Source organism: Cobetia sp. PDI-23MA (genome assembly GCF_059507735.1).
In genome coordinates this window covers 579,765-599,145 of sequence record NZ_CM183352.1, presented here as the reverse complement: position 1 = coordinate 599,145, position 19,381 = coordinate 579,765, and the positions used below count along the sequence as shown (strand labels likewise).

The window sequence follows — 19,381 nt, the reverse complement described above, 5'->3', positions numbered from 1 at the left end:
GCGTGAACCGCAGGACGGCACTCAACCCGACGACATCATCAACCCTGTTTACACCTTATCACCGCCACCCCATCTTCACGTTCACAGATGACCACATCATGACCATGAAAAAGCCCCCTGACCTTCGCAGGTCAGGGGGCTTGGTGAGTCATACCATACCTTGTGGGGCGTCAGCGCCTCATGCTGGCATCTGATTGGCACGCGCATCGCGCGACCACACCCGGTGAGCCATCAGGGCATCACGCAGCGGCAGGCTGGCGGCGAGTACATCATCCACCAGGATGACGCCCTCCTCGACCGACACGCGTGCGGCGGCCAGCAGCTCCTTGCCTTCGCCGATGGCCACGATGGGCTTCAGGTGCTTGTAGGCTTCCTGGACATAATAGAGCCCGAGGCCCGAGCCGCTCAGCGTCTCGACGCTACCCACACCGCCAGCGACGACGACGGCATCCACCGCCACGGACGGCAGGCCATTGAGCATCGCATCCGGCGACAGCATGGTGCCGTCTCCGGCCTTGATCGGCGCCATGCTCGGGGCGATCAACACCCCTTCGGCACCCTCGGCGGCCAGCTGTTCCTTGGTCGAGCGAACATCTTCCATGGCGACGCCATCGGCGGCCAGAATCGCGACCTTGCGGGTGGCGATCGAGTCCGGCAGGCGCGCCATCAGGCTCAGCGCCGGGTCGCTGTCGACCTGGCGGGTGCCCAGTTCACCGTCCGGCGCGGGCTTGCTGGTCGGTGTCTCGATGCCGTGATTCTCACCGACGCGACGTGCCAGCTCCAGATCGATGTTGGGCAGGATCTCGGTGATCACCCGCTCTCGGATCCACGGACGCTCGACCTTGGAAAGCTCGAAGGTGTAGGCCGCGATGATGTGCTCCTTCTCCACGTCAGTCTGACTGTTCCAGAACAGGGTGGCCTGGGAATAGTGATCCCCGAAGGAGGCACTGCGCGCACGTACCTTGTGCGCCTCGATGCGCTCATGATGCGGCTCGAAGCCGCCATGGGCATCGTTGGACGGCGGTGTCTCGGCCGGCCAGCCACCATCGATGGAGTTCGGCTCGTAGGACGCCTGCCCCGTGTTGATGGTCTGTCGATGCTGGGCATCGCGCTGGTTGTTGTGGAACGGGCACACCGGCTGGTTGATGGGAATCTCGTGGAAGTTCGGCCCACCAAGGCGCAGCATCTGGGTATCCAGATAGGAGAACAGACGCCCCTGCAGCAGCGGGTCATTGGAGAAGTCGATCCCCGGCACGATGTTGGCCGGATTGAAGGCGACCTGCTCGGTCTCGGCGAAGTAGTTGTCCGGATTGCGGTCCAGCACCATCTTGCCGATCGGCACCACCGGTACCAGCGATTCGGGGATCAGCTTGGTGGGGTCGAGAATGTCGAAGTCGAAGCTGTGCTCGTCCTTCTCCTCGACCACCTGAATGCCCAGCTCCCACTCCAGCGGTGCACCGCTCTTGATGTCATCCCACATCATGCGACGGTTGAAGTCCGGGTCACGCCCCCACAGCTTCTGGGCTTCATCCCAGATCAGCGAGCAGGTACCGGCCACCGGCTTCCAGTGGAACTTGACGAAGCGCGACACGCCTTCGCTGTCAATCAGACGGAAGGTATGCACACCGAAGCCTTCCATGTTGCGGTAATGACGCGGGAAGGCGCGGTCCGACATGGTCCACAGCACGGTGTGAGTGGTTTCCGGCATCAGTGACACGAAGTCCCAGAAGGTATCGTGGGCCGACTGCCCCTGGGGAATCTCGTTGTGCGGTTCCGGCTTCACCGCGTGCACGAAGTCGGGAAACTTCATCGCGTCCTGGATGAAGAAGACCGGGATGTCATTGCCGACCAGGTCCCAGTTGCCGTCATCGGTATAGAACTTGGTCGCGAAGCCGCGCACGTCGCGCACGGTGTCGTTGGAGCCACGCGAGCCCTGCACGGTCGAGAAGCGCACGAATACCGGCGTCTTCCTGGACGGGTCGCTGAACACACCAGCCTTGGAATATCTGGCGGCATTGTCGTAGGCCTGAAAATACCCGTGCGCGGCCGCGCCGCGCGCGTGAACGATACGCTCAGGAATACGTTCATTGTCGAAGTGGTTCATCTTCTCGCGGAAGATGAAATCTTCCATCAGGGTCGGACCGCGCTCTCCCGCCTTCAGCGAGTTGTGGTTGTCCGCGATGCGCAGCCCCTGGTTGGTACGCAGATCATGCCCTTCGGCGTCGGTGCGATAGGTCTCCAACGCCTCGTCCTTGGCATGGCCATCACCGGCATTGGGCCTGGTGTCGTGCGGCCCATTGCGGTTGGGATGGGTATAGGGGTTCTCTCCCTCTGCCGAGCGATTCTGGCCCTCATGATAGGGGCACTTCGCACTGTCGGCATTCGACGGGGAAGAAGGTGCAGAATCGTGCTCATTGCTCGCCATGCTCAAACGCTCCTGTTTTCGCTAGATCCGCAACGCGCCACTACTGTGGCGCTGGAGGATGATTCGGCCTTGCCGCCTCTTGCCGGCGTACTTCTTGTCCAGGTACTTCCTGTCCAGGTACACACCTCGACAAGGCGCCTCTAGGCGCCGTGACAGATCACCGGGCATTCAGGTACCCCGGGTGACAAGAGGCGTTGCTGCGGCGGGTGGCTACATCGAATCCATCCAGACACCCGCAAGGGACTTCACTTGCTGTTGACGACTGTACTTGCTGCTTGCGCTTGCTAATTCGCGCCTGACGGGGCTCGACAGCGCGCCGTCAGGCTTTGGACTTGACCTTCGAGACGATCCACAGCAACACCACCGCCCCCACGACCGAGACGACCAGCGAGCCGATGATGCCGGTGGTGGCGAGCCCCAGCAGCTTGAAGATGACGCTGCCCAGCAGGCCGCCGACGACACCGACGACGATGTTGCCAAGAATGCCGAAGCTGCCGCCGCGCATGATGTTGCCTGCGATCCAGCCGGCCAGACCACCGATGATCAATCCGAGAATGATACCCATCTGCTGTCTCCTTCCTTACTGATGTACGGGCGCTTGGCGCCGCTGTAAAAGTCTTGGAGACGACGCCATACAATTAAAAGGGGGCGATCTTTCATTTGTCAGAAGGATGAGCCTGGCTGGCCCAGGAAGGCGACCTCGTCAGGCGTGGACTCGCGACCGAGAATCGCATTGCGATGCGGGTAACGGCCGAATCTACGCACGATGTCCGCATGCAGATGCTCGTAGCGCAAGGTGTGCTCGAGACCGGGGCGTGCGAACAATTGTTCGGCGTATTCATGGATGCGCAACGATTCGCTGTGCATCCACGGCATGATCGCGAAGGGCTGCCACGCGATCGGCAAGTGCTCCAGATCGCCCAGCATGACGGCCTGCTGGGAGAGCGCGAGTGCCAGGTTGTCGCCACTGAAGGCGCGCGGCGTATCGCGATGGATATTGCGCGCAAACTGGTCCAGCAGCAGGATTTCCGCCAGCCGCCCACCGGGAGTGGTGCGCCACTCCCACAGTTCACAGGCCTGCGCCTGCTCGAGTAGCTCCGCGAATCGTTCGCGCAGCTGAGCATCGAGGGCATCGCTCTTGCGAAACCAGTCCTTGGGCGTCAGCTGAGTGAACCAGTAATCGAGTACCTGCCGTGCCTGGGGATGGCTGTCCGCGATCAGCCTGGCGGCGTCAGGTTGCGGGGATTCCGAGGGGCTTGAGGGGGGCATGGAGGGGGGCATCGAAGGTGTCCTTGCGTGGAGTCGGGAAGAAAGCCGCGAGACAGGCCTGACGGAGCGCACCACCTTGCACTGCGAGTGCCGGTCCTGAGCAGCGCGTGGTGATCATGGTTCTGACACCGGATCTTCATCTTGAGCGTGGAAAGTAGCCTCTCCCATCAGTGCTGTCAGCCTTTGCGGCCTGTCCCGCGCTGGCTGGTGCCTTGATGTCACTTATGTTGCCACTCTCTACCCCAACCTGACGCCAGACCCTTACAAGGAAGCCCGTCATGTCCCGCCGTCTGTCTGATCTGCTGCCTTTGCGCTCCTCTCGCAAGTCCCACGCCGCTCAAACCACCCCCATATCCCCCTCTTCGCCAAGCGCTGCGCCAGCCGGCAATGACGCTGCGACAGTCACCCCCGCCGGCGCCCCGTCACGGATGGACCGCCGCCAGCTGCTGGGGCGTGGCCTGCAGGGTGCTGGGGTCGGGCTGCTGGCGACCACGGGCCTGCTCGGCGCTCCCGCCATCGTGATGGCTGAGGGGCGGCGACCACGCATGCCCTCTGGCGTGATGAGCGGCGACGTGACCGCCAGCCGCGCCATGCTGTGGAGTCAGAGCGACAAGCCGGCACGCATGCTGATCGAGCTGGCCGACAATCCCGAGATGCGCGGCGCCTTCCAGATGCGTGGCCCGGTGGCCCTGCCGACGGATGGCCTGACCAGCAAGCTGGACCTGACCCGTATCAATACTCGCGCCAACGCCAGCGGCGAGGTCTTCTACCGGGTACGTTACGCAGCGCTGGATGACCACCGCGCCATCAGCGAGGCCACCGCCGGTCGCCTGGTTCTGCCGCCGAGCGCCCAGCGACCGCGCGCCTTGCGCTTCGTGTGGTCCGGCGACACCGTCGGCCAGGGCTGGGGCATCAATCCGGACTTCGGCGGCCTGCGTCTCTACGAGACCATGCGTCAGGTCCAGCCGGACTTCTTCCTCCACTCCGGTGACACCATCTATGCCGATGGCCCGCTCGAGGAGAGCGTCACCCAGCATGACGGCAGCCTGTGGCGCAACATCGTCACACCGGCCAAGTCCAAGGTGGCAGAAACGCTGGACGAGTATCGTGGCCAGTACGCCTACAACCTGATGGACGAGAACCTGCGCCGTTTCAATGCCGAAGTGCCGATGTTCGCCCAGTGGGATGACCACGAGACCACCAACAACTGGTACCCGGGCGAGATTCTCGAGGACAGTCGCTACACCGAGAAGAATCTCGATGTGCTGTCCGCCAATGCGCGGCGTGCCTTCCTCGAGAACATGCCGCTGCGCACCGGCCCAGAGGCGCCGGAGCGCATCCACCGCAACTTCAGCTTCGGGCCGGGGCTCGAGATGTTCATGCTCGACATGCGCAGCTTCCGCGGCGCCAATTCCGCCAACCGCCAGTCCGAGCGTGGCCCCGAGACCGACTTCCTGGGCCGTGATCAGCTTGCCTGGCTCAAGCAGTCGCTCAAGGCCAGCACCGCCACCTGGAAGATCATCGCCTCCGACATGCCCATCGGGCTGCTGGTGCGTGATGGCGACAACTTCGAGAACGGCGCCAATGGCGATGGCGAGGCGCTGGGACGCGAGCAGGAGATTGCCGAACTGCTCAAGTTCGTGCGCGATCACGACATCCAGAATCTGGTCTGGCTGACTGCCGACGTGCATTACACCGCCGCACATCACTATTCGCCCGAGCGCGCCGTCTTCAAGGACTTCACGCCGTTCTGGGAATTCGTCAGCGGTCCGATCCACGCCGGCACCTACGGGCCGGGCGAGCTGGACAATACCTTCGGGCCAAAACTGGAGTTCGTGAAGGCCCCGCCGCAAGGGCGCGCCAATATGTCACCCAGTGAAGGATTCCAGTTCTTCGGCCAGGTGGATCTTGATCCGGAAAGTGAGGCGCTGACCGTCACGCTCAAGGACATCCATGGCGCCTCGCTCTATCAGCAGGTGCTGACTCCCGCCGCCAGCGCCTGACAGCGGTTTCTGTTCCGCCACCCGCTTCTGGCACTCGCGGCTGACTGGCGGCTTGCGATACCAGGTTCTGACAACGACAACGCCCCGCCTCCTGCCGTCGATCGACACGCAAGAGGCGGGGCGTTCTGGTCATGGCGACAGGTCGACAGCCGCTGGCGGGCTATGTCTGCATGAATCAGACAATTACAGAAAAATGTCAGACAAATTGTCAATGGTGAGGGTTCTGCATTTCTTTGACACTGACCGGCACGCTAGATGTCGGTCGCTGACAGCGTGTCTCGTGGTACCGCGCGCCAACGGTGAGGCATGTTCTGCAGACGATGGGCAGCTGAGCAAGCAGGCCTCCGAGCCCTGTTGTTCAACAAGGATAACGCCATGAACGCCCTCACCCTGAGCTCCTTCGTGTTCTTCACGGGGCTGGTCGCCGTGATCACCTGGTGGCTGACCCGTCGTGACGATCATCAACATTCCACCGGCTATTTCCTCGCCGGGCGCAGTCTGACCTTCCCGATCATCGCAGGCTCCCTGCTGATGACCAATCTCTCCACCGAGCAGATGGTGGGCCTCAACGGCGCCGCCTTCACCGACGGCCTCTCCGTGATGGCCTGGGAAGTGGTGGCCGTGGTCTCGCTGGTCGCGATGGCCATGTTCTTCCTGCCACGCTTCCTCAAGAGCGGCATCACCACCCTGCCGGAACTGCTGGCACTGCGCTTCGATCGCACCACCCAACTGCTGGCCAACCTGATCTTCATGCTGGCCTACGCCATCATCCTGCTGCCCAGCATTCTCTACTCCGGCGCCCTCGGCCTGATGGGCGTGCTCGACCTGCACGCCCTGACCGGCATCGACTCGCAGATGGTGCTGCTGACCGGCACCGTGATCGCCGTCGGCATCGCCGGTGCCATCTATGCCCTCTTCGGTGGCCTGCGCTCCATCGCCATCTCCGATACCTTGAACGGCATCGGCCTGCTGATCGGCGGCATGATCATCGTCTACTACGGGCTGGACCGTGTCGGTGACGGCAATGGCATTCTCGCCGGCTGGGAGACGCTCAAGGAGACCCACCCGGAGAAGCTCAATTCGCTGGGCGGGGATGACCAGTCAGTGCCGGTCTCGACCCTATTCACCGGGGTGCTGCTGCTCAACATGTTCTACTGGTGTACCAATCAGCAGATCATCCAACGCACCTTTGCCGCCAAGACTCTGGCCGAGGGCCAGAAGGGCGTACTGCTGACCGGTGCCCTCAAGCTGCTGGGCCCGCTGTACCTGGTGCTGCCGGGCATCATCGCCTATCAACTGTACGCCGGTGACGGCATCAAGGCCGATGCCGCCTATGGCCGGCTGGTCTTCGATGTATTGCCTGCTCCGCTGACCGGCTTCTTCGCTGCGGCGATGGTCGGCGCGATCCTGTCGTCCTTCAACTCGGCGCTCAACTCCACCGCCACCCTGTTCAGCCTCGATGTCTACAAGGCACGCCTCAAGCCCGGTGCCAGCGATGAGGAAGTGGTCACTGCCTCCAAGTGGGCCGGCTGGATCATGGCCGCCGCCGCGATGGCCATCGCGCCGCTGCTGGCGACCCAGGAAAGCCTGTTCGTTTACATCCAGAAGGTGAACTCGATCTACTACATCCCGTTGCTGGCGGTGATCGTGGTAGGTCTGGCCTCCGAGCGCGTACCCGCCATCGCCGCCAATCTGGCGCTGGTACTCGGCTGCGCGGTCATCGGCCTGTTCTACTTCGTGCCGACGCTCTCCGAGCTGGTCGACCAGGTGCACAACTTCCACTTCATCGCCATCGTGCTGGTGGTATTGATCGCTCTGATGCTGGTGATCGGCAAGCTGTCACCGCGTGCCGAACCCTGGGTCCAGCAGGATGTCGGCGCCATCGACATGACGCCCTGGGCCGGCACGCGTATCGCCAGCATCGTTCTGCTGGTACTGGTGATGGTGATCTATCTGGCCTTCGCCGGCTGATCGCTCCACTCGCCAGGGCGACTGCACGACACACGTTCTCGACATGACAGTACGGCATGACCGAAAGAGAGGACCACAGGAAATGACCACGCCGGCGCCCCGCCATCCTCGCCGATGGCGGGGCGCCGGCGTATCTAGTCGGGCATCAAGGATGCCCCGCAATGCGCGGCAAGCGCCGCGACATGCATCTTTTCAAGATCCTGCGCTCAGCGACTGATGCCAGAAACTGAGAAGGGATGCCCACCTGCCCATCCTCAACGCTCAATCGACGCCGAGCCCGCCACAAAACCAACGTATGTTCTACAAATGGCGGATAGCGAGATATCGGGAGATACCTACACTATCGCCAGCCTTGCCCTGAATGTTATCGGTAAGTCTCATCACGGACGATGACACAGCCTGCTGTGTGCATTGCATCGCCACGGCCTTGTCGGCAGCGAATCTCTCCCCGGGCAACCTGCCCATTTCCCGAAGATTCGCCGCCGCAGGCCCACAGGAATCTCCCCATGCATGCCCTTACCCTTGTTTCTTTCGTGTTCTTTACCGGCCTGGTCGCCGCCTTGACCTGGTGGTGGACACATCGCGATGACACCTCGCATTCCACCGGCTATTTCCTCGCCGGACGCAGTCTGACCTTCCCGCTGATCGCGGGCTCGCTGTTGATGACCAACCTGTCCACCGAACAGATGGTCGGCCTGAATGGCGCCGCCTTCACCGATGGCCTGTCGGTGATGGCCTGGGAAGTCATGGCGGTACTGGCCATGGTGGTGATGGCGATGTTCTTCCTGCCACGCTTCCTCAAGAGTGGCATCACCACCCTGCCCGAGCTGCTGGCCTTGCGCTTCGGACGCAGCACCGAGCTGATCACCAACCTGATCTTCCTGTTCGCCTACGCGGTGATCCTGCTGCCGATCATCCTCTACTCCGGTGCCATCGGCCTGCAGGGCATGCTGGATCTGCCCTCGCTGACCGGCATCAGCTCGCCCAATGCGCTGCTGTGGATGACCATCTGGGTGGTCGGCATCATCGGCGCCATCTATGCCCTGTTCGGCGGCATGCGCTCCATCGCCATCTCCGACACCTTGAACGGCGTGGGCCTGTTGATCGGCGGCATGCTGATCGTCTATTTCGGCCTCGATGCGGTGAGTGATGGTCAGGGCGTGATGGCCGGCTGGGACACGCTGACCGCCGCCAACCCGGAGAAATTCAACTCCATGGGTGGTGAAGGCCAGTCGGTGCCCTTCTCGACCCTGTTCACCGGCGTGATGATCATCAACTTCTTCTACTGGTGTACCAACCAGCAGATCATCCAGCGCACCTTCGCCGCCAAGACCCTCGCCGAGGGCCAGAAAGGCGTACTGCTGACCGGTGCCCTCAAGCTGCTGGGCCCGCTGTATCTGGTGATTCCCGGCATCATCGCGTATCACCTCTATGCCTCTTCCGGCGTCAAGGCCGACAGCGCCTACGGCCAGCTGGTCTTCGATGTGCTGCCCGCACCGCTGACCGGCTTCTTCGCCGCGGCGATGGTCGGGGCGATCCTGTCGTCCTTCAACTCGGCGCTGAACGCCACCACCACGCTGTTCTCCACCGGTATCTACAAGGCGCATCTGCGTCGTGATGCCAGCGACGAGGAAGTGGTCAAGGTCTCCAAGGGCTTCGGCTGGGTGCTGGCGATCGCCTCCATGACCCTCGCGCCGCTGCTGGCCGGTCAAGAGAGCCTGTTCGGTTACCTGCAGAAGATGAATGCCATCTACTTCATCCCGATCTTCGCCGTGGTGCTGATGGGGCTGCTGACGCGTCGCGTGCCGACCATCGCCGCCAACCTGGCGCTGCTGATCGGTTGCAGCGTGATCGGGGTGGTCTACTTCGTGCCGGCCTTCTCCGGCGTGCTTGACGTGATCCACGAGTTCCACTTCGTCGGCCTGGTATTCGTGCTGCTGATCGCGATGATGCTGATCATCGGCAAGCTGGCGCCGCGTGACGAGCCGTGGATCCAGCAGGATGTCGGCGCCATCGACATGACGCCCTGGAAAGGTGCCAAGGTCTGTGCACTGCTGCTGGTCGTGCTGGTGATCGCCATCTATCTGGCCTTCATCTGACGCCTGCCGACGAGCTTGCCCCGGCGCCAAATCGTCATCAATCGTGTATCACGCCCCGTGATGTCCTCCCGGACACGCGGGGCGTGTGCATTTCAGGCATGCTGGATGAGTCGCTCACCACCGAGGTCTTACATGTCCCGCTACCGCCGTCGTTGCTGTCGTCCGCGTCTCAAGATGCTGGCACTGTGCTTGTCCCTGCTCGCCTCACTGATGTCAACACCGCTCAGTCAGGCCGCCGAGCGCTGGCAGCGGGCCGATGTGCTGACGGACAGCTTCATGGAAGTGGCGCTCAAGCGTGAATACCTACCCGGCAGCAGCGCCTCGCTGGTGCGCTGGCAGGAACCGATCACGGTCTGGGTCGACTCGCAACTGGGCGACTCATCTCTGCAGCGACAGATGAGCGAGATCCAGTTCCGTCATCTATCCACCATCACCGGTCATCCGCTGAGTTTCGTGTCTTCCGCCATGGAGGCCAATCTGCGCATCGCCTTCATACCCCGGGACCACATGACGCGCGAGGCCACCGCCTATGTCGGCAAGCAGCAGGCCGCCACCCCGGGCATGCGCAAGGCTCTGCGGGAAGGCGTATGCCTGACGCTGTTCAAGACCGGGCCAGATCACGCCATCACCAGCGGCCTGATCCTGATCCCCGCGGACTATGCCCGCCAGAAGGCGCGTCTGGTGGACTGCGTCGTCGAGGAGAGCGCCCAGCTGATGGGGCTGCCCAATGATTCGGATAACGTCTTTCCCTCCGTCTTCAGTGACGTCACGGTGGATACCTGGCTGAGCCCGCTGGATTACGTGCTGCTCAAGATGCTGTATGCCTCGGAACTCTCTCCCGGCATGTCAGCTACACAGGTCCGCGCTGCGCTGCCCGCAGTCATCCAGCGCCTTGCCGAGCAGGGCGAGCTGTCACACGCCATTCACCGTGTGCGCCAGGGCAGCCTGCGGGAATGGGCGGGAGACTAGGCGCGCCGTGAGCGCAATCCTGGGCACGGAGTTGGAACGCCTGGACGGAGTACAGGCATAATCAGGTCAGGCGCGCCGGGCGCCGACATCCGACGGAGCTGCGCCTTCATGCCACTATCTTCTCCCGCTGCCGACCGGGCACGCCTGCCCTTGGCCGTCACGCTGCTGTCGCTGTGTCAGGCCTTGCTGGTCAGCGGCAACATCCTGCTGATCGCGGTCTCACCACTGATCGGTGCCCAGCTGGCCTCGAGCAGCTGGTCGACCGCGCCGGTCGCCACCCAGTGGCTGGGACTGATGTGTGCCACCATTCCCGCCTCGCTGATCACCGCCCGCCTCGGGCGGCGACGTGGCTTCGTGCTCGGCAATCTGTGCGGGCTGGCTGGCGCGGGGCTGGCCGTGCTGGCGCTGCATCTGCAGCATTTCGGGCTGTTCCTGCTCGCCACCTGGCTGGTGGGCATCGGCATCGGCTTCGGTCAGCTGTATCGCTTCGCCGCGATGGAGGTCGCCCCGGAGGAGCAGCGCGAACGCGCCATCGGGCTGGTAATGGGAGGTGGCGTGCTGGCGGCCTTCTTCGGACCCTGGCTTGCCCGCACCAGTCATGCGCTGGCCGACACGCCCTTCCTGGGCAGCTTCATCGGGCTGGGGGCGCTCTATCTGCTGGCGCTTCTCTTGCTGGCCTTCATCCGCCTGCCCAGCGAGAGCAATGCCCGGTCAGCCGACGATGATGCAGTGGAACCTGCACGCCCTCTGGGCGTGATCCTGCGTCAGCCGACCTTCCTGCTGGCCGTGCTCAGCGCGATGGTCGGCTATGGAGTGATGAATCTGGCGATGACGGCCACACCGCTGGCGATGGCCCATGCCGGACACGGCTTCGGTCACGTCGCCACCATCATCCAATGGCATGTGGTCGCCATGTTCCTGCCGTCCTTCTTCACCGGGCGGCTGGTCGCCCGCTTCGGATCGGGCACCATGATCGTGGCAGGCTGTGGCTTTCTGCTGGCAAGTCTTGCCACCGCGCAGCTGCTGGCCGTCGACTACCTGACGGGAACCCAGGGGTTCTTCCTCGGTCTCATCCTGCTCGGCATCGGCTGGAACTTCACCTTCCTGCCCGCCACCACGCTGCTGACCCACTGCCATCGACCCAACGAGAAGGCCCGCACCCAGGCTGCCAACGAGTTCCTCGTCTTCACCACCGGGGCGGTGACGGCGCTGCTGGCCGGCCCCCTGGTCAGCACGCTGGGCTGGGCGCTGCTCAACCTGCTGCTGATCCCCGCCTGCCTGCTGCCCATCGCCCTGCTGGCGTGGCGTCAGCTTGCCTTGCGCGCCGATCGCCCGCAGATAGAGGGATGATGGCGAGCCGAGCGGCGCACGCTGAAAAGTCCCGACCATCACCCAGCTCACCTTCACCTGCCAGGACGTCTGCACGTCGCGCCGCCGCCTCGCCCCCACTGACAGGGAATGCCTGATGTTCAACACCATGACCCGCAACGCCCGCCAGCTTGCCCGCGATGTGGGCCGCGAAGCACATGACCTGCTGGAGCGCGGCCTCGACCGCCAGCTGCGCCTCGCCGTCACGGGCCTGTCCGGCGCCGGCAAGACGGCGTTCCTCGTCTCGCTGATCGAACAGCTGCGCCATGCCGGACTCGGTGCGCGCCTGGAACTGCTGCCCGCCGCACGCGATGGCCGCCTGCTCGGCGCGGAACGCGTCAGCCAGCCGGACCTCTCCATCCCGCGCTTCCCGCTGGAGGCCGGCTTGCGCTCGCTGTCCGGCCAGCAGGCGCACCACGGCCCCGAATGGCCGACGCCGACCCGCAGCATCAGCGAACTGCGCCTCAAGATAGGCTTTCGCCCCACCTCGCGCGCCGCGCGCATGCTCGACAGCCAGCGCGCCACCCTGACGCTGGACCTGATCGACTATCCCGGCGAATGGCTGCTGGACCTGCCGATGCTGGAGCAGGACTTCAGCGGCTGGAGCAGTGAGTGCGAGACCCGGCTGGCCGACGGTCGTGGCGACTGGGCGCAGGACTGGATGGCGGCCATCGAGGGCCTGACACCGGACAGCGAAGTGGATGAAGACCGCCTCGCCGAGATCGCGAGCCTCTATACCGACTATCTGCACGCCGCGCGCCGCAAGGGTGGCTTCGTCGACCTGACACCGGGCCGCTTCCTGCTGCCTGGCGAGCTGGACGAGGCGCCGGTACTGCAGTTCTTCCCGCTGCCGGGGCTCGGTGACTGGACACCCGACGCGTTGGCCGCCCTGCCGGAAGCCAGCCTGTATCGCACCCTGGCGCGGCGCTTCGATCACTATCGCCGCCGCGTGGTGCGCCCTTTCTATCACGACCACTTCCGGCGCTTTGATCGCCAGATCGTGCTTATCGACGTGCTGGGCGCGCTGAATGCCGGCCCGGCGCCCTTCCGCGACCTGAGCCGTGCGCTGGACAAGCTGTTCGACAGCTTCGCCTATGGCCGCCGCCACCTGCTGGCGCGCCTGATCGACCGCCGCATCGACCGCCTGGCCATCGCCGCCACCAAGGCCGACCACGTCACGCCGGAGCAGCATGGCGCGATGCGCGACCTGCTCGAGCAGCTGCTGGCGGACCCGCTCAAGCGCCTGCGCTATCGCGATGTACCACTCAAGGCCTTCACCATCGCCGCCATCCGCGCCAGCGAGGCGCGTGAGGTGGTAGAGAATGGCCAACGTCATCCGGCACTGGCGGGACAACTGCTCGGCGAGCACGAGGGGGCGAGTGACTTGGACACGCAAGGCGCTGGCCGCGAGTCCGTTCTGCTGTTCCCGGGCGAGGTGCCTTCACGGCTGCCCGACCCGAATTTCTGGGCCGAAAGTCGCTTCGACTTCCCCCACTTCGCTCCGCCGAAGATCGACGGCAATGCGCCACCTCACATTCGCATGGACGCCGTGCTCGACTGGCTGCTGGGAGACCACCTGAAATGACTACCGAATCCCGCCATCCGCGCCCGGGCAAACGCTTCACGAGCCCCGGTTCGACAAAGGCCGATGCCGCCTCGACCTCCTATGCAGAGCGCCCCACCGAGAGCGCATCGAAGAGCGCGGCAGAGGCCCTGCGCGGCGCGCGTCACTTCTCGCCGGAGATGGAAAGCCAGCCGCTGGCGGCGGCCGAACCGGAACCCGCCACGCCGGGGCTCGATGCGACGCTGAGCGCCCGGCCACGTCATCGCGGCCTCAAATGGCTGCTGCTCGGCACCCTGACACTCGGGGGTGTCGAAGCCGGTCATGCGCTGTATCAGGCGGCCATGGGCGGGGATCTGATCGCCGGTGCCTGGGGTCTGCTGGGCCTTGGCGCCATCGGGCTTGGCGCCCGCGCGCTGGGCAAGGAGCTCTTCAGGCTGCGTCACCTGCGCAGGCACGTCGCGCTGCGCGCCGAGCTGGAAGAACATCAGCAGGATGACTTTGGCCAGAAAAGCTTTGGCCAAAAGGGCTTTGGTCAGCGCGGTGATGCGCTGTCCACGCCTGACGAGGACTCAGCCAAGACCGGCGGCAAGACAGGCGGCAAGGCCGACAGCCCGCAGGAAGACCTGCTCGAACAGCTGCGTCGTCAAATGAAGCTCGGCGATGATGACGCTGGCGTACGCGCCTGGCGCGCCGCCTGTGAAGCGCATCACTCCCCGTCGGAGCGCCGCGAGCTGTTCGCCTTCCACGTGCTGGGGCCGCGGGACCGTGAGGCGCGGCGTCTGATCTCGCGCATGAGTGGCGAGACGGCGGTGATGGTGGCGGTCTCGCCGCTGACCTGGGTCGACATGAGCCTGGTGGCCTGGCGCGGGCTGCGCATGATGGAGCGCCTGTCGCGCCTCTACGGCCTGGAGCTGGGCTATGCCAGCCGCCTGCGGCTGTTCAAGGAGGTGCTGGCCTCGATGGCCTTCGCCGGTGCCAGCGAACTGGCCGCCGAGGCCAGCATGGACCTGCTGTCGATGAATCTGGCCGGCCGCCTCTCCACCAAGGCCGGTCAGGGATTGGGCAGTGGCCTGATGAACGCACGTCTCGGCCTGCGAGCCATGCGCCTGCTGCGCCCCATCCCCTTCCATGCAGAGGAGGTGCCGCGCATCGGTGAGCTGCGCGCGGAGCTGTTCTCGCGCATGCGCAAGGCCGACAAGGGCGAGGACGACCCAAGCTGAGCAGGCCGCGACCTCCCCTGCCACTACCTCGAAAGCAAGACGCGCGCCTCTGATTGCTGGCCATTCGGCCTTCAGGGCGCGCGTCTTTCGTGAGTCATCTCACCTTCGATGGTTTCAGCCTTCGCTGGTTTCAGCCTTCGCTGGCGATGCCGGCCTCCAGCCACTTCATCACGCGCAGCGCCTCATGGGGTGAGGTCGGATTGCCGCCCTGGCCACGAATGCAGTCGCGCAGCCCCGCATACCAGGCCGGATAGTCGCCATCGCGGCCCTGATGGGTGCCGCCCACCAGCACCTGCTCGCCTTCGGCGCCATCCGGGTCGGCCTCCAGCACGGTCAGCATCCCGGGACGCGCATCCCGCCCCCACTGGCGCGCCTGACGCTCCAGCGGGTCACGCGAGGGCCAGTCACCAGCCTTGAGGCAATCCTCCTGAGGGTCGAGCCCGAACACCACGAAGCTGCCACGGGTGCCGTGCGCGGCGAAGCGTGCCGTCGACGCCGCCGTCAGAGCACTGGCGTGCAGCTCCACCACCAGACCGGGGTGCCCTGGATGGTGGGCGTAATCGAGCACGGCGTGGAAGAAATCATCGGTCACCGCGCCCTCGCGCTGGGTGCGACGCGTGAGCTGGATGGTGCTCGGCTCGCCGAACAGGCACAGCGCCTGATCCAGCAGATGCGGACCGAGGTCATACCACAGGCCGCTGCCGGGCAGTGCCTGTTCACGCCAGCGGTTCGGCACCGTCGGACGGAAGCGGTCGAAGTGGGATTCCAGATGCGCGATACGGCCCAGCGTGCCGTCGTTGATCAATTCCGCCAGCGTCAGGAAGTCGGCATCGAAGCGCCGATTGTGAAATACCGCCAGCACCCGTCCGGCCTGCTCGGCCTGGCGGGTCAGGGCCTCACCTTCTTCAAGCGTCACCGTGAAGGGCTTGTCGACGACCACATGCTTGCCTGCCGCCAGCGCCGCAGAGGCCAGCGGGGCGTGGGTCTCGTTGGGCGTCGCGATGATGATCAGGTCGATGTCGTCACGCGCAAGCAAGGCCTCCGGGGTGGCCTCCACCTCAAGCTGCGGACGCTCGGCCCTGACGATCTCGGGCCGCGAGGTGGACAGTGCCACCAGAGCCAGCCCGTCCGTGGCCTCGATCAAGGGCGCGTGGAAGGTGCGTACCGCCATGCCATAACCGATCAGCCCGACCCGGATCGCGCTCTCGGAGGGGAAGGCGGCGCCGTGCCATGCGGCGGTGTCGCTGTGCTCATCATTATCGGGGTGGGCTATGCGGCTCATCGGGCATCCTTGTCGTTGGCGCAATCTTTGGGGAGTCGTACCTGGCAGCGCCATCCTAGCAAGGCTCCCGTGCCACAGACAGAGATGACAGCCGCCTTTGATACTTGACCATCGCAGACTTCATCCCGTGAGCGAGTCGCCGCGTAATGCCCGCCATCGAACAGCAGTCCCCTTGAAGTCATGTGGCTCAGCCCGCAGACCTTGCTCTACAAGGAGAGGCATGGCAGTGAGTGGGAATACCACTCGCAAGCCACCTCGCCATTTGATTCGCGAAGGAGCAGACAGCATGCGCAAGACGCTCATCATCGGTGCCAACGGCAAGATCGGTCGTCAACTCTGCGAGAAGGCTCAGGCCGCCGGCGAACCCATCGTGGCGATGATCCGCTCGACCGAGCAGCAGAGCTGGTTCCATGAACGCAGCATCCCGACGGTTCTGGGCGATCTGGAAGGCGAGATGCGCCAGGCCTTCTATGGCTGCGATCAGGCGGTGTTCGTCGCGGGCTCCGGCCCGAATACCGGCCCGGACAAGACGCTGACCATCGACCTGCATGGTGCGATGCGCACCGCGGAGCTGGCCGCCGAATTCGGGCTGTCGCGCGTGATCCAGGTCAGCTCGATCCGCTCCGAGACACCACTGGCCGGCCCGGCAGCGATGCGCCCCTACTTCGCGGCCAAGAAGGCGGCCGACCTGTGCCTCGCCGAGAGCGGCCTGCGCCATGTCATCGTCAAGCCCGGCCGTCTCACCAACGACAGCGGCAGCGGCAAGCTGACCCAGAATGTCGATGACTCCGACGAGATGCAGGTCTCGCGCGCCAATGTCGCCGAGTTCCTGCTCGGCTTGATCAAGGCCCGCGAGATCGGTGGCCGCCAGCGCAAGGCGCCCATCTTCACCCTGTTCGACGGTGATACGCCGGTTTCGGGTCTGCTGAACGCCACGACGACCGCCGACTGAGCGCGCCCGAGCCCGTGACAAAGTGCACAGGCAGGCCGCTTTCATCTGGGTTTCCCGCGGTTGTCCCACCGCTCATCCACGCCTGCGCGCAGCCCGCGCGGGCGTTGAGCCATCAGGTAGCTTTCCCCCCATGCCCCATGTCCGTATAGTGAGCCACTGACCCCGCCAACAGAACTTCCGAAATGCTGCAGAACAATTCGCTGCTGGCGCAGCTGAAAGATCAAATCCGCCAGGAAATTCCCCGTGTCACGGGGGTGATCAAAGGCACCGACAAGGGCTTCGGCTTCCTCGAGTGCGAGGACGGCGAATCCTATTTCGTGCCGCCGCCCGCCATGAAGCAGGTGCTGCACGGTGACAGCGTCGAAGCGACCGTCAAGGTCGAAGGCGAGAAGAAATCCGTACAGCCGGAAGTGCTGATCGAGACGGGTGTCGATCGCTTCGTCGCTCGTGTCGGCAAGCGTGATGGCCGCCTGAACGTGATGCCGGATCACCCCTCCATCAACACGCGCATGAAAGCGCGCGTGAAGCGCGGCATCAATGAGGAAAAGCTCAATGATGGCGACTGGGTCGTGGCACGCCTGCTGCGTCACCCGATGCGCAAGGATGACCGCAGCTTCTTCGCCCAGATCGAGGAAGTCATCGCCGAGGTGGACAACCCGCGCGTGCCGTGGCGTGTCACCCTGGCGCGTCACGCGCTGGAACAGGCTTCTCCGGAGGGCGGCAATGACTGGCCGCTGCTGGATGAGGGCCTGACACGTGAAGACATGACCCACGTGCCCTTCTTCACCATCGATGGTGAGAAGACCCGTGACATGGATGATGCCCTGCACATCGTCGAGCGCCCGGAAGGCGGCTGGACCCTGAGCATCGCCATCGCCGACCCGACCGCCTACGTGCCGGAAGGCAGCCGTGTCGACGAAGAGGCGCGCACGCGCTCCTTCACCGTCTACCTGCCGAGCCAGAACGTCACCATGCTGCCGGAAATCCTGGCCGACGACCTGTGCTCGCTGAAGGAAGGTGAAGATCGTCCGACGCTGATGTGCATCGTCGACATCGATACCGATGGCGTGATCGGTGAGCCGAAGTTCTTCGCGGCCACCATGCGCTCCCACCACCGCCTGACCTACGACAATGTCTCCGACTGGATCGAAGGCCAGGAAGGCAGCTGGAAGCCGGAAACCGAAGAGCTGGCCGAAGGTCTGCGTCAGCTGGAAGCCTTCACCCAGGCGCGTATCGCCTGGCGTGCACGCAATTCCCAGGTCTTCCGCGAGCGCCCGGACTTCGAGTTCGAGCTGGATGAGGAAGGCAACGTGCTCAACGTACGTGCCGACCACCGCCGCATCAGCAATCGCATGATCGAAGAATCCATGATCACCGCGAACCTGAGCTGCGCACGTCTGCTCTCCAAGCATATCGGTCACGGTATCTTCAACGTGCACCAGGGCTTCGCACCGGAGAAGTACGACGACACCATCGAGTTCCTGGCTGGCCAGAACATCACCGCCACGCCGGAACAGCTGAGCAGCCTGGAAGGCTACCGCTTGATCCGTCAGGAGCTGGACAGCCGCGAAGACACCTGGCTGGACGTGCGCATGCGTCGCTTCCAGGGTTACACCGTGATGTCCGCTCAGCCGGGACCGCACTTCGGCCTGGGTCTGGAGGCCTACGCGACCTGGACCTCGCCGATCCGCAAGTACGGCGACATGGTCAACCACCGCTTGATCAAGCGCGTGATTCTCGGCCAGGACGTGCCGGCGGAAGCCACCGAGCAGCTGACCGAGCACCTCAGCGAACGTCGTCGCCTCAACCGCATGGCCGAGCGTGATGTGAAGGACTGGCTCTACGTGCGCTACCTGACCAAGGCCGCCGAAGAACAGCAGGTCTTCACTGGCGAGATCATCGACATCCGTCGTGGCGGCATGCGCGTGCGTCTGGAAGAGAATGGCGCCAGCGTCTTCATTCCGGCACCGCTGATCTACAGCGATCGCAAGAAGGTCGCGATCGATGACAAGGAAGGCCGCGTGCGCATCGAAGACGAGCTGCGTTACTCATTGGGCGACATCATCAAGGTCTCCTTGACCGAAGCCCGTGAAGAGCGTCGTTCACTGGTAGGTCGCCCGGCCGAATAAGCCGCGACCCACCACTGCCGTATGTAACTGCCTTGTCATCACGGGCAAATTCCACGGCCATCTACGCCCCGGAGCGCTCTGCGCCCGGGGCGTTTTTCGTTCCTGTGCATGACGTATACGTATCGTGTGC

General features: G+C 64.2%; 13 protein-coding genes. 9 read left to right on the top strand and 4 right to left on the bottom strand.

The window, feature by feature from the left end; translation table 11 throughout:
- Positions 1–178 precede the first annotated feature (178 nt).
- The 3 genes from katE to AC5WNJ_RS02580 form a co-directional block, all read right to left on the bottom strand.
- Positions 179–2,425 carry a catalase HPII gene (gene katE, locus AC5WNJ_RS02590; RefSeq protein ID WP_176676187.1) on the bottom strand — a complete coding sequence of 749 codons (2,247 nt, stop codon included), beginning with the start codon at positions 2,423–2,425 and terminating at the stop codon, positions 179–181.
- A 319-nt stretch (positions 2,426–2,744) separates the two neighbouring features.
- Complete coding sequence (locus tag AC5WNJ_RS02585) at positions 2,745–2,990, bottom strand: GlsB/YeaQ/YmgE family stress response membrane protein (RefSeq protein WP_176676186.1); 246 nt, start codon at positions 2,988–2,990, stop codon at positions 2,745–2,747.
- Between the two features lie 98 nt (positions 2,991–3,088).
- A complete protein-coding gene (locus AC5WNJ_RS02580) occupies positions 3,089–3,706 on the bottom strand; it encodes a DUF924 family protein (protein ID WP_253063156.1) in 618 nt (205 codons plus the stop codon).
- A 266-nt stretch (positions 3,707–3,972) separates the two neighbouring features.
- On the opposite strand from AC5WNJ_RS02580, the gene AC5WNJ_RS02575 reads away from it, so the two are divergent.
- The 7 genes from AC5WNJ_RS02575 to AC5WNJ_RS02545 all read left to right on the top strand — a co-directional run bounded on the left by AC5WNJ_RS02575 (position 3,973) and on the right by AC5WNJ_RS02545 (position 14,888).
- Positions 3,973–5,697 (top strand): alkaline phosphatase D family protein, encoded by a 1,725-nt coding sequence (locus tag AC5WNJ_RS02575; RefSeq protein ID WP_253063154.1) that lies wholly within the window; start codon positions 3,973–3,975, stop codon positions 5,695–5,697.
- A 375-nt stretch (positions 5,698–6,072) separates the two neighbouring features.
- Positions 6,073–7,668, top strand: coding sequence for a solute:sodium symporter family transporter (locus tag AC5WNJ_RS02570; protein WP_176676185.1), 1,596 nt, complete (start codon positions 6,073–6,075; stop codon positions 7,666–7,668).
- A 506-nt stretch (positions 7,669–8,174) separates the two neighbouring features.
- Positions 8,175–9,767: a solute:sodium symporter family transporter gene (locus tag AC5WNJ_RS02565; RefSeq protein WP_176676184.1), complete on the top strand. Its 1,593-nt coding sequence runs from the start codon at positions 8,175–8,177 to the stop codon at positions 9,765–9,767.
- A 132-nt stretch (positions 9,768–9,899) separates the two neighbouring features.
- Positions 9,900–10,736, top strand: coding sequence for a DUF2927 domain-containing protein (locus AC5WNJ_RS02560; protein WP_176676183.1), 837 nt, complete (start codon positions 9,900–9,902; stop codon positions 10,734–10,736).
- A 144-nt stretch (positions 10,737–10,880) separates the two neighbouring features.
- Complete coding sequence (locus AC5WNJ_RS02555; RefSeq protein ID WP_176678252.1) at positions 10,881–12,086, top strand: MFS transporter; 1,206 nt, start codon at positions 10,881–10,883, stop codon at positions 12,084–12,086.
- A 115-nt stretch (positions 12,087–12,201) separates the two neighbouring features.
- On the top strand, positions 12,202–13,689 hold the full coding sequence (locus tag AC5WNJ_RS02550; protein ID WP_253063142.1) for a YcjX family GTP-binding protein: 1,488 nt from the start codon (positions 12,202–12,204) through the stop codon (positions 13,687–13,689).
- On the top strand, positions 13,686–14,888 hold the full coding sequence (locus tag AC5WNJ_RS02545) for a TIGR01620 family protein (protein WP_253063140.1): 1,203 nt from the start codon (positions 13,686–13,688) through the stop codon (positions 14,886–14,888). Before AC5WNJ_RS02550 ends, AC5WNJ_RS02545 begins: the two co-directional genes overlap by 4 nt.
- A 130-nt stretch (positions 14,889–15,018) precedes the next feature.
- Here AC5WNJ_RS02545 and AC5WNJ_RS02540 read toward each other — a convergent pair whose 3' ends face one another.
- Positions 15,019–16,170 (bottom strand): oxidoreductase, encoded by a 1,152-nt coding sequence (locus AC5WNJ_RS02540; protein WP_176676182.1) that lies wholly within the window; start codon positions 16,168–16,170, stop codon positions 15,019–15,021.
- 286 nt (positions 16,171–16,456) lie between these two features.
- Between AC5WNJ_RS02540 and AC5WNJ_RS02535 the strand changes: the two genes are divergently transcribed.
- Both AC5WNJ_RS02535 and AC5WNJ_RS02530 read left to right on the top strand, forming a co-directional pair.
- Complete coding sequence (locus tag AC5WNJ_RS02535) at positions 16,457–17,122, top strand: NAD(P)H-binding protein (protein ID WP_176676181.1); 666 nt, start codon at positions 16,457–16,459, stop codon at positions 17,120–17,122.
- Positions 17,123–17,304: 182 nt separating this feature from the next.
- Positions 17,305–19,251 carry an exoribonuclease II gene (locus tag AC5WNJ_RS02530; RefSeq protein ID WP_495930371.1) on the top strand — a complete coding sequence of 649 codons (1,947 nt, stop codon included), beginning with the start codon at positions 17,305–17,307 and terminating at the stop codon, positions 19,249–19,251.
- The last annotated feature ends 130 nt before the right edge of the window (positions 19,252–19,381 follow it).

What these genes read in the sequence shown, in the direction of transcription:
- AC5WNJ_RS02575 (WP_253063154.1), top strand. Translation starts at nt 3,973, where the DNA reads ATGTCCCGCCGTCTGTCTGATCTGCTGCCTTTGCGCTCCTCTCGCAAG.
- AC5WNJ_RS02565 (WP_176676184.1), top strand. Translation starts at nt 8,175, where the DNA reads ATGCATGCCCTTACCCTTGTTTCTTTCGTGTTCTTTACCGGCCTGGTC.
- AC5WNJ_RS02540 (WP_176676182.1), bottom strand. Translation starts at nt 16,170, where the DNA reads ATGAGCCGCATAGCCCACCCCGATAATGATGAGCACAGCGACACCGCC.
- AC5WNJ_RS02545 (WP_253063140.1), top strand. Translation starts at nt 13,686, where the DNA reads ATGACTACCGAATCCCGCCATCCGCGCCCGGGCAAACGCTTCACGAGC.
- AC5WNJ_RS02570 (WP_176676185.1), top strand. Translation starts at nt 6,073, where the DNA reads ATGAACGCCCTCACCCTGAGCTCCTTCGTGTTCTTCACGGGGCTGGTC.
- katE (WP_176676187.1), bottom strand. Translation starts at nt 2,425, where the DNA reads ATGGCGAGCAATGAGCACGATTCTGCACCTTCTTCCCCGTCGAATGCC.
- AC5WNJ_RS02580 (WP_253063156.1), bottom strand. Translation starts at nt 3,706, where the DNA reads ATGCCCCCCTCCATGCCCCCCTCAAGCCCCTCGGAATCCCCGCAACCT.
- AC5WNJ_RS02550 (WP_253063142.1), top strand. Translation starts at nt 12,202, where the DNA reads ATGTTCAACACCATGACCCGCAACGCCCGCCAGCTTGCCCGCGATGTG.
- AC5WNJ_RS02560 (WP_176676183.1), top strand. Translation starts at nt 9,900, where the DNA reads ATGTCCCGCTACCGCCGTCGTTGCTGTCGTCCGCGTCTCAAGATGCTG.
- AC5WNJ_RS02585 (WP_176676186.1), bottom strand. Translation starts at nt 2,990, where the DNA reads ATGGGTATCATTCTCGGATTGATCATCGGTGGTCTGGCCGGCTGGATC.
- AC5WNJ_RS02535 (WP_176676181.1), top strand. Translation starts at nt 16,457, where the DNA reads ATGCGCAAGACGCTCATCATCGGTGCCAACGGCAAGATCGGTCGTCAA.
- AC5WNJ_RS02530 (WP_495930371.1), top strand. Translation starts at nt 17,305, where the DNA reads ATGCTGCAGAACAATTCGCTGCTGGCGCAGCTGAAAGATCAAATCCGC.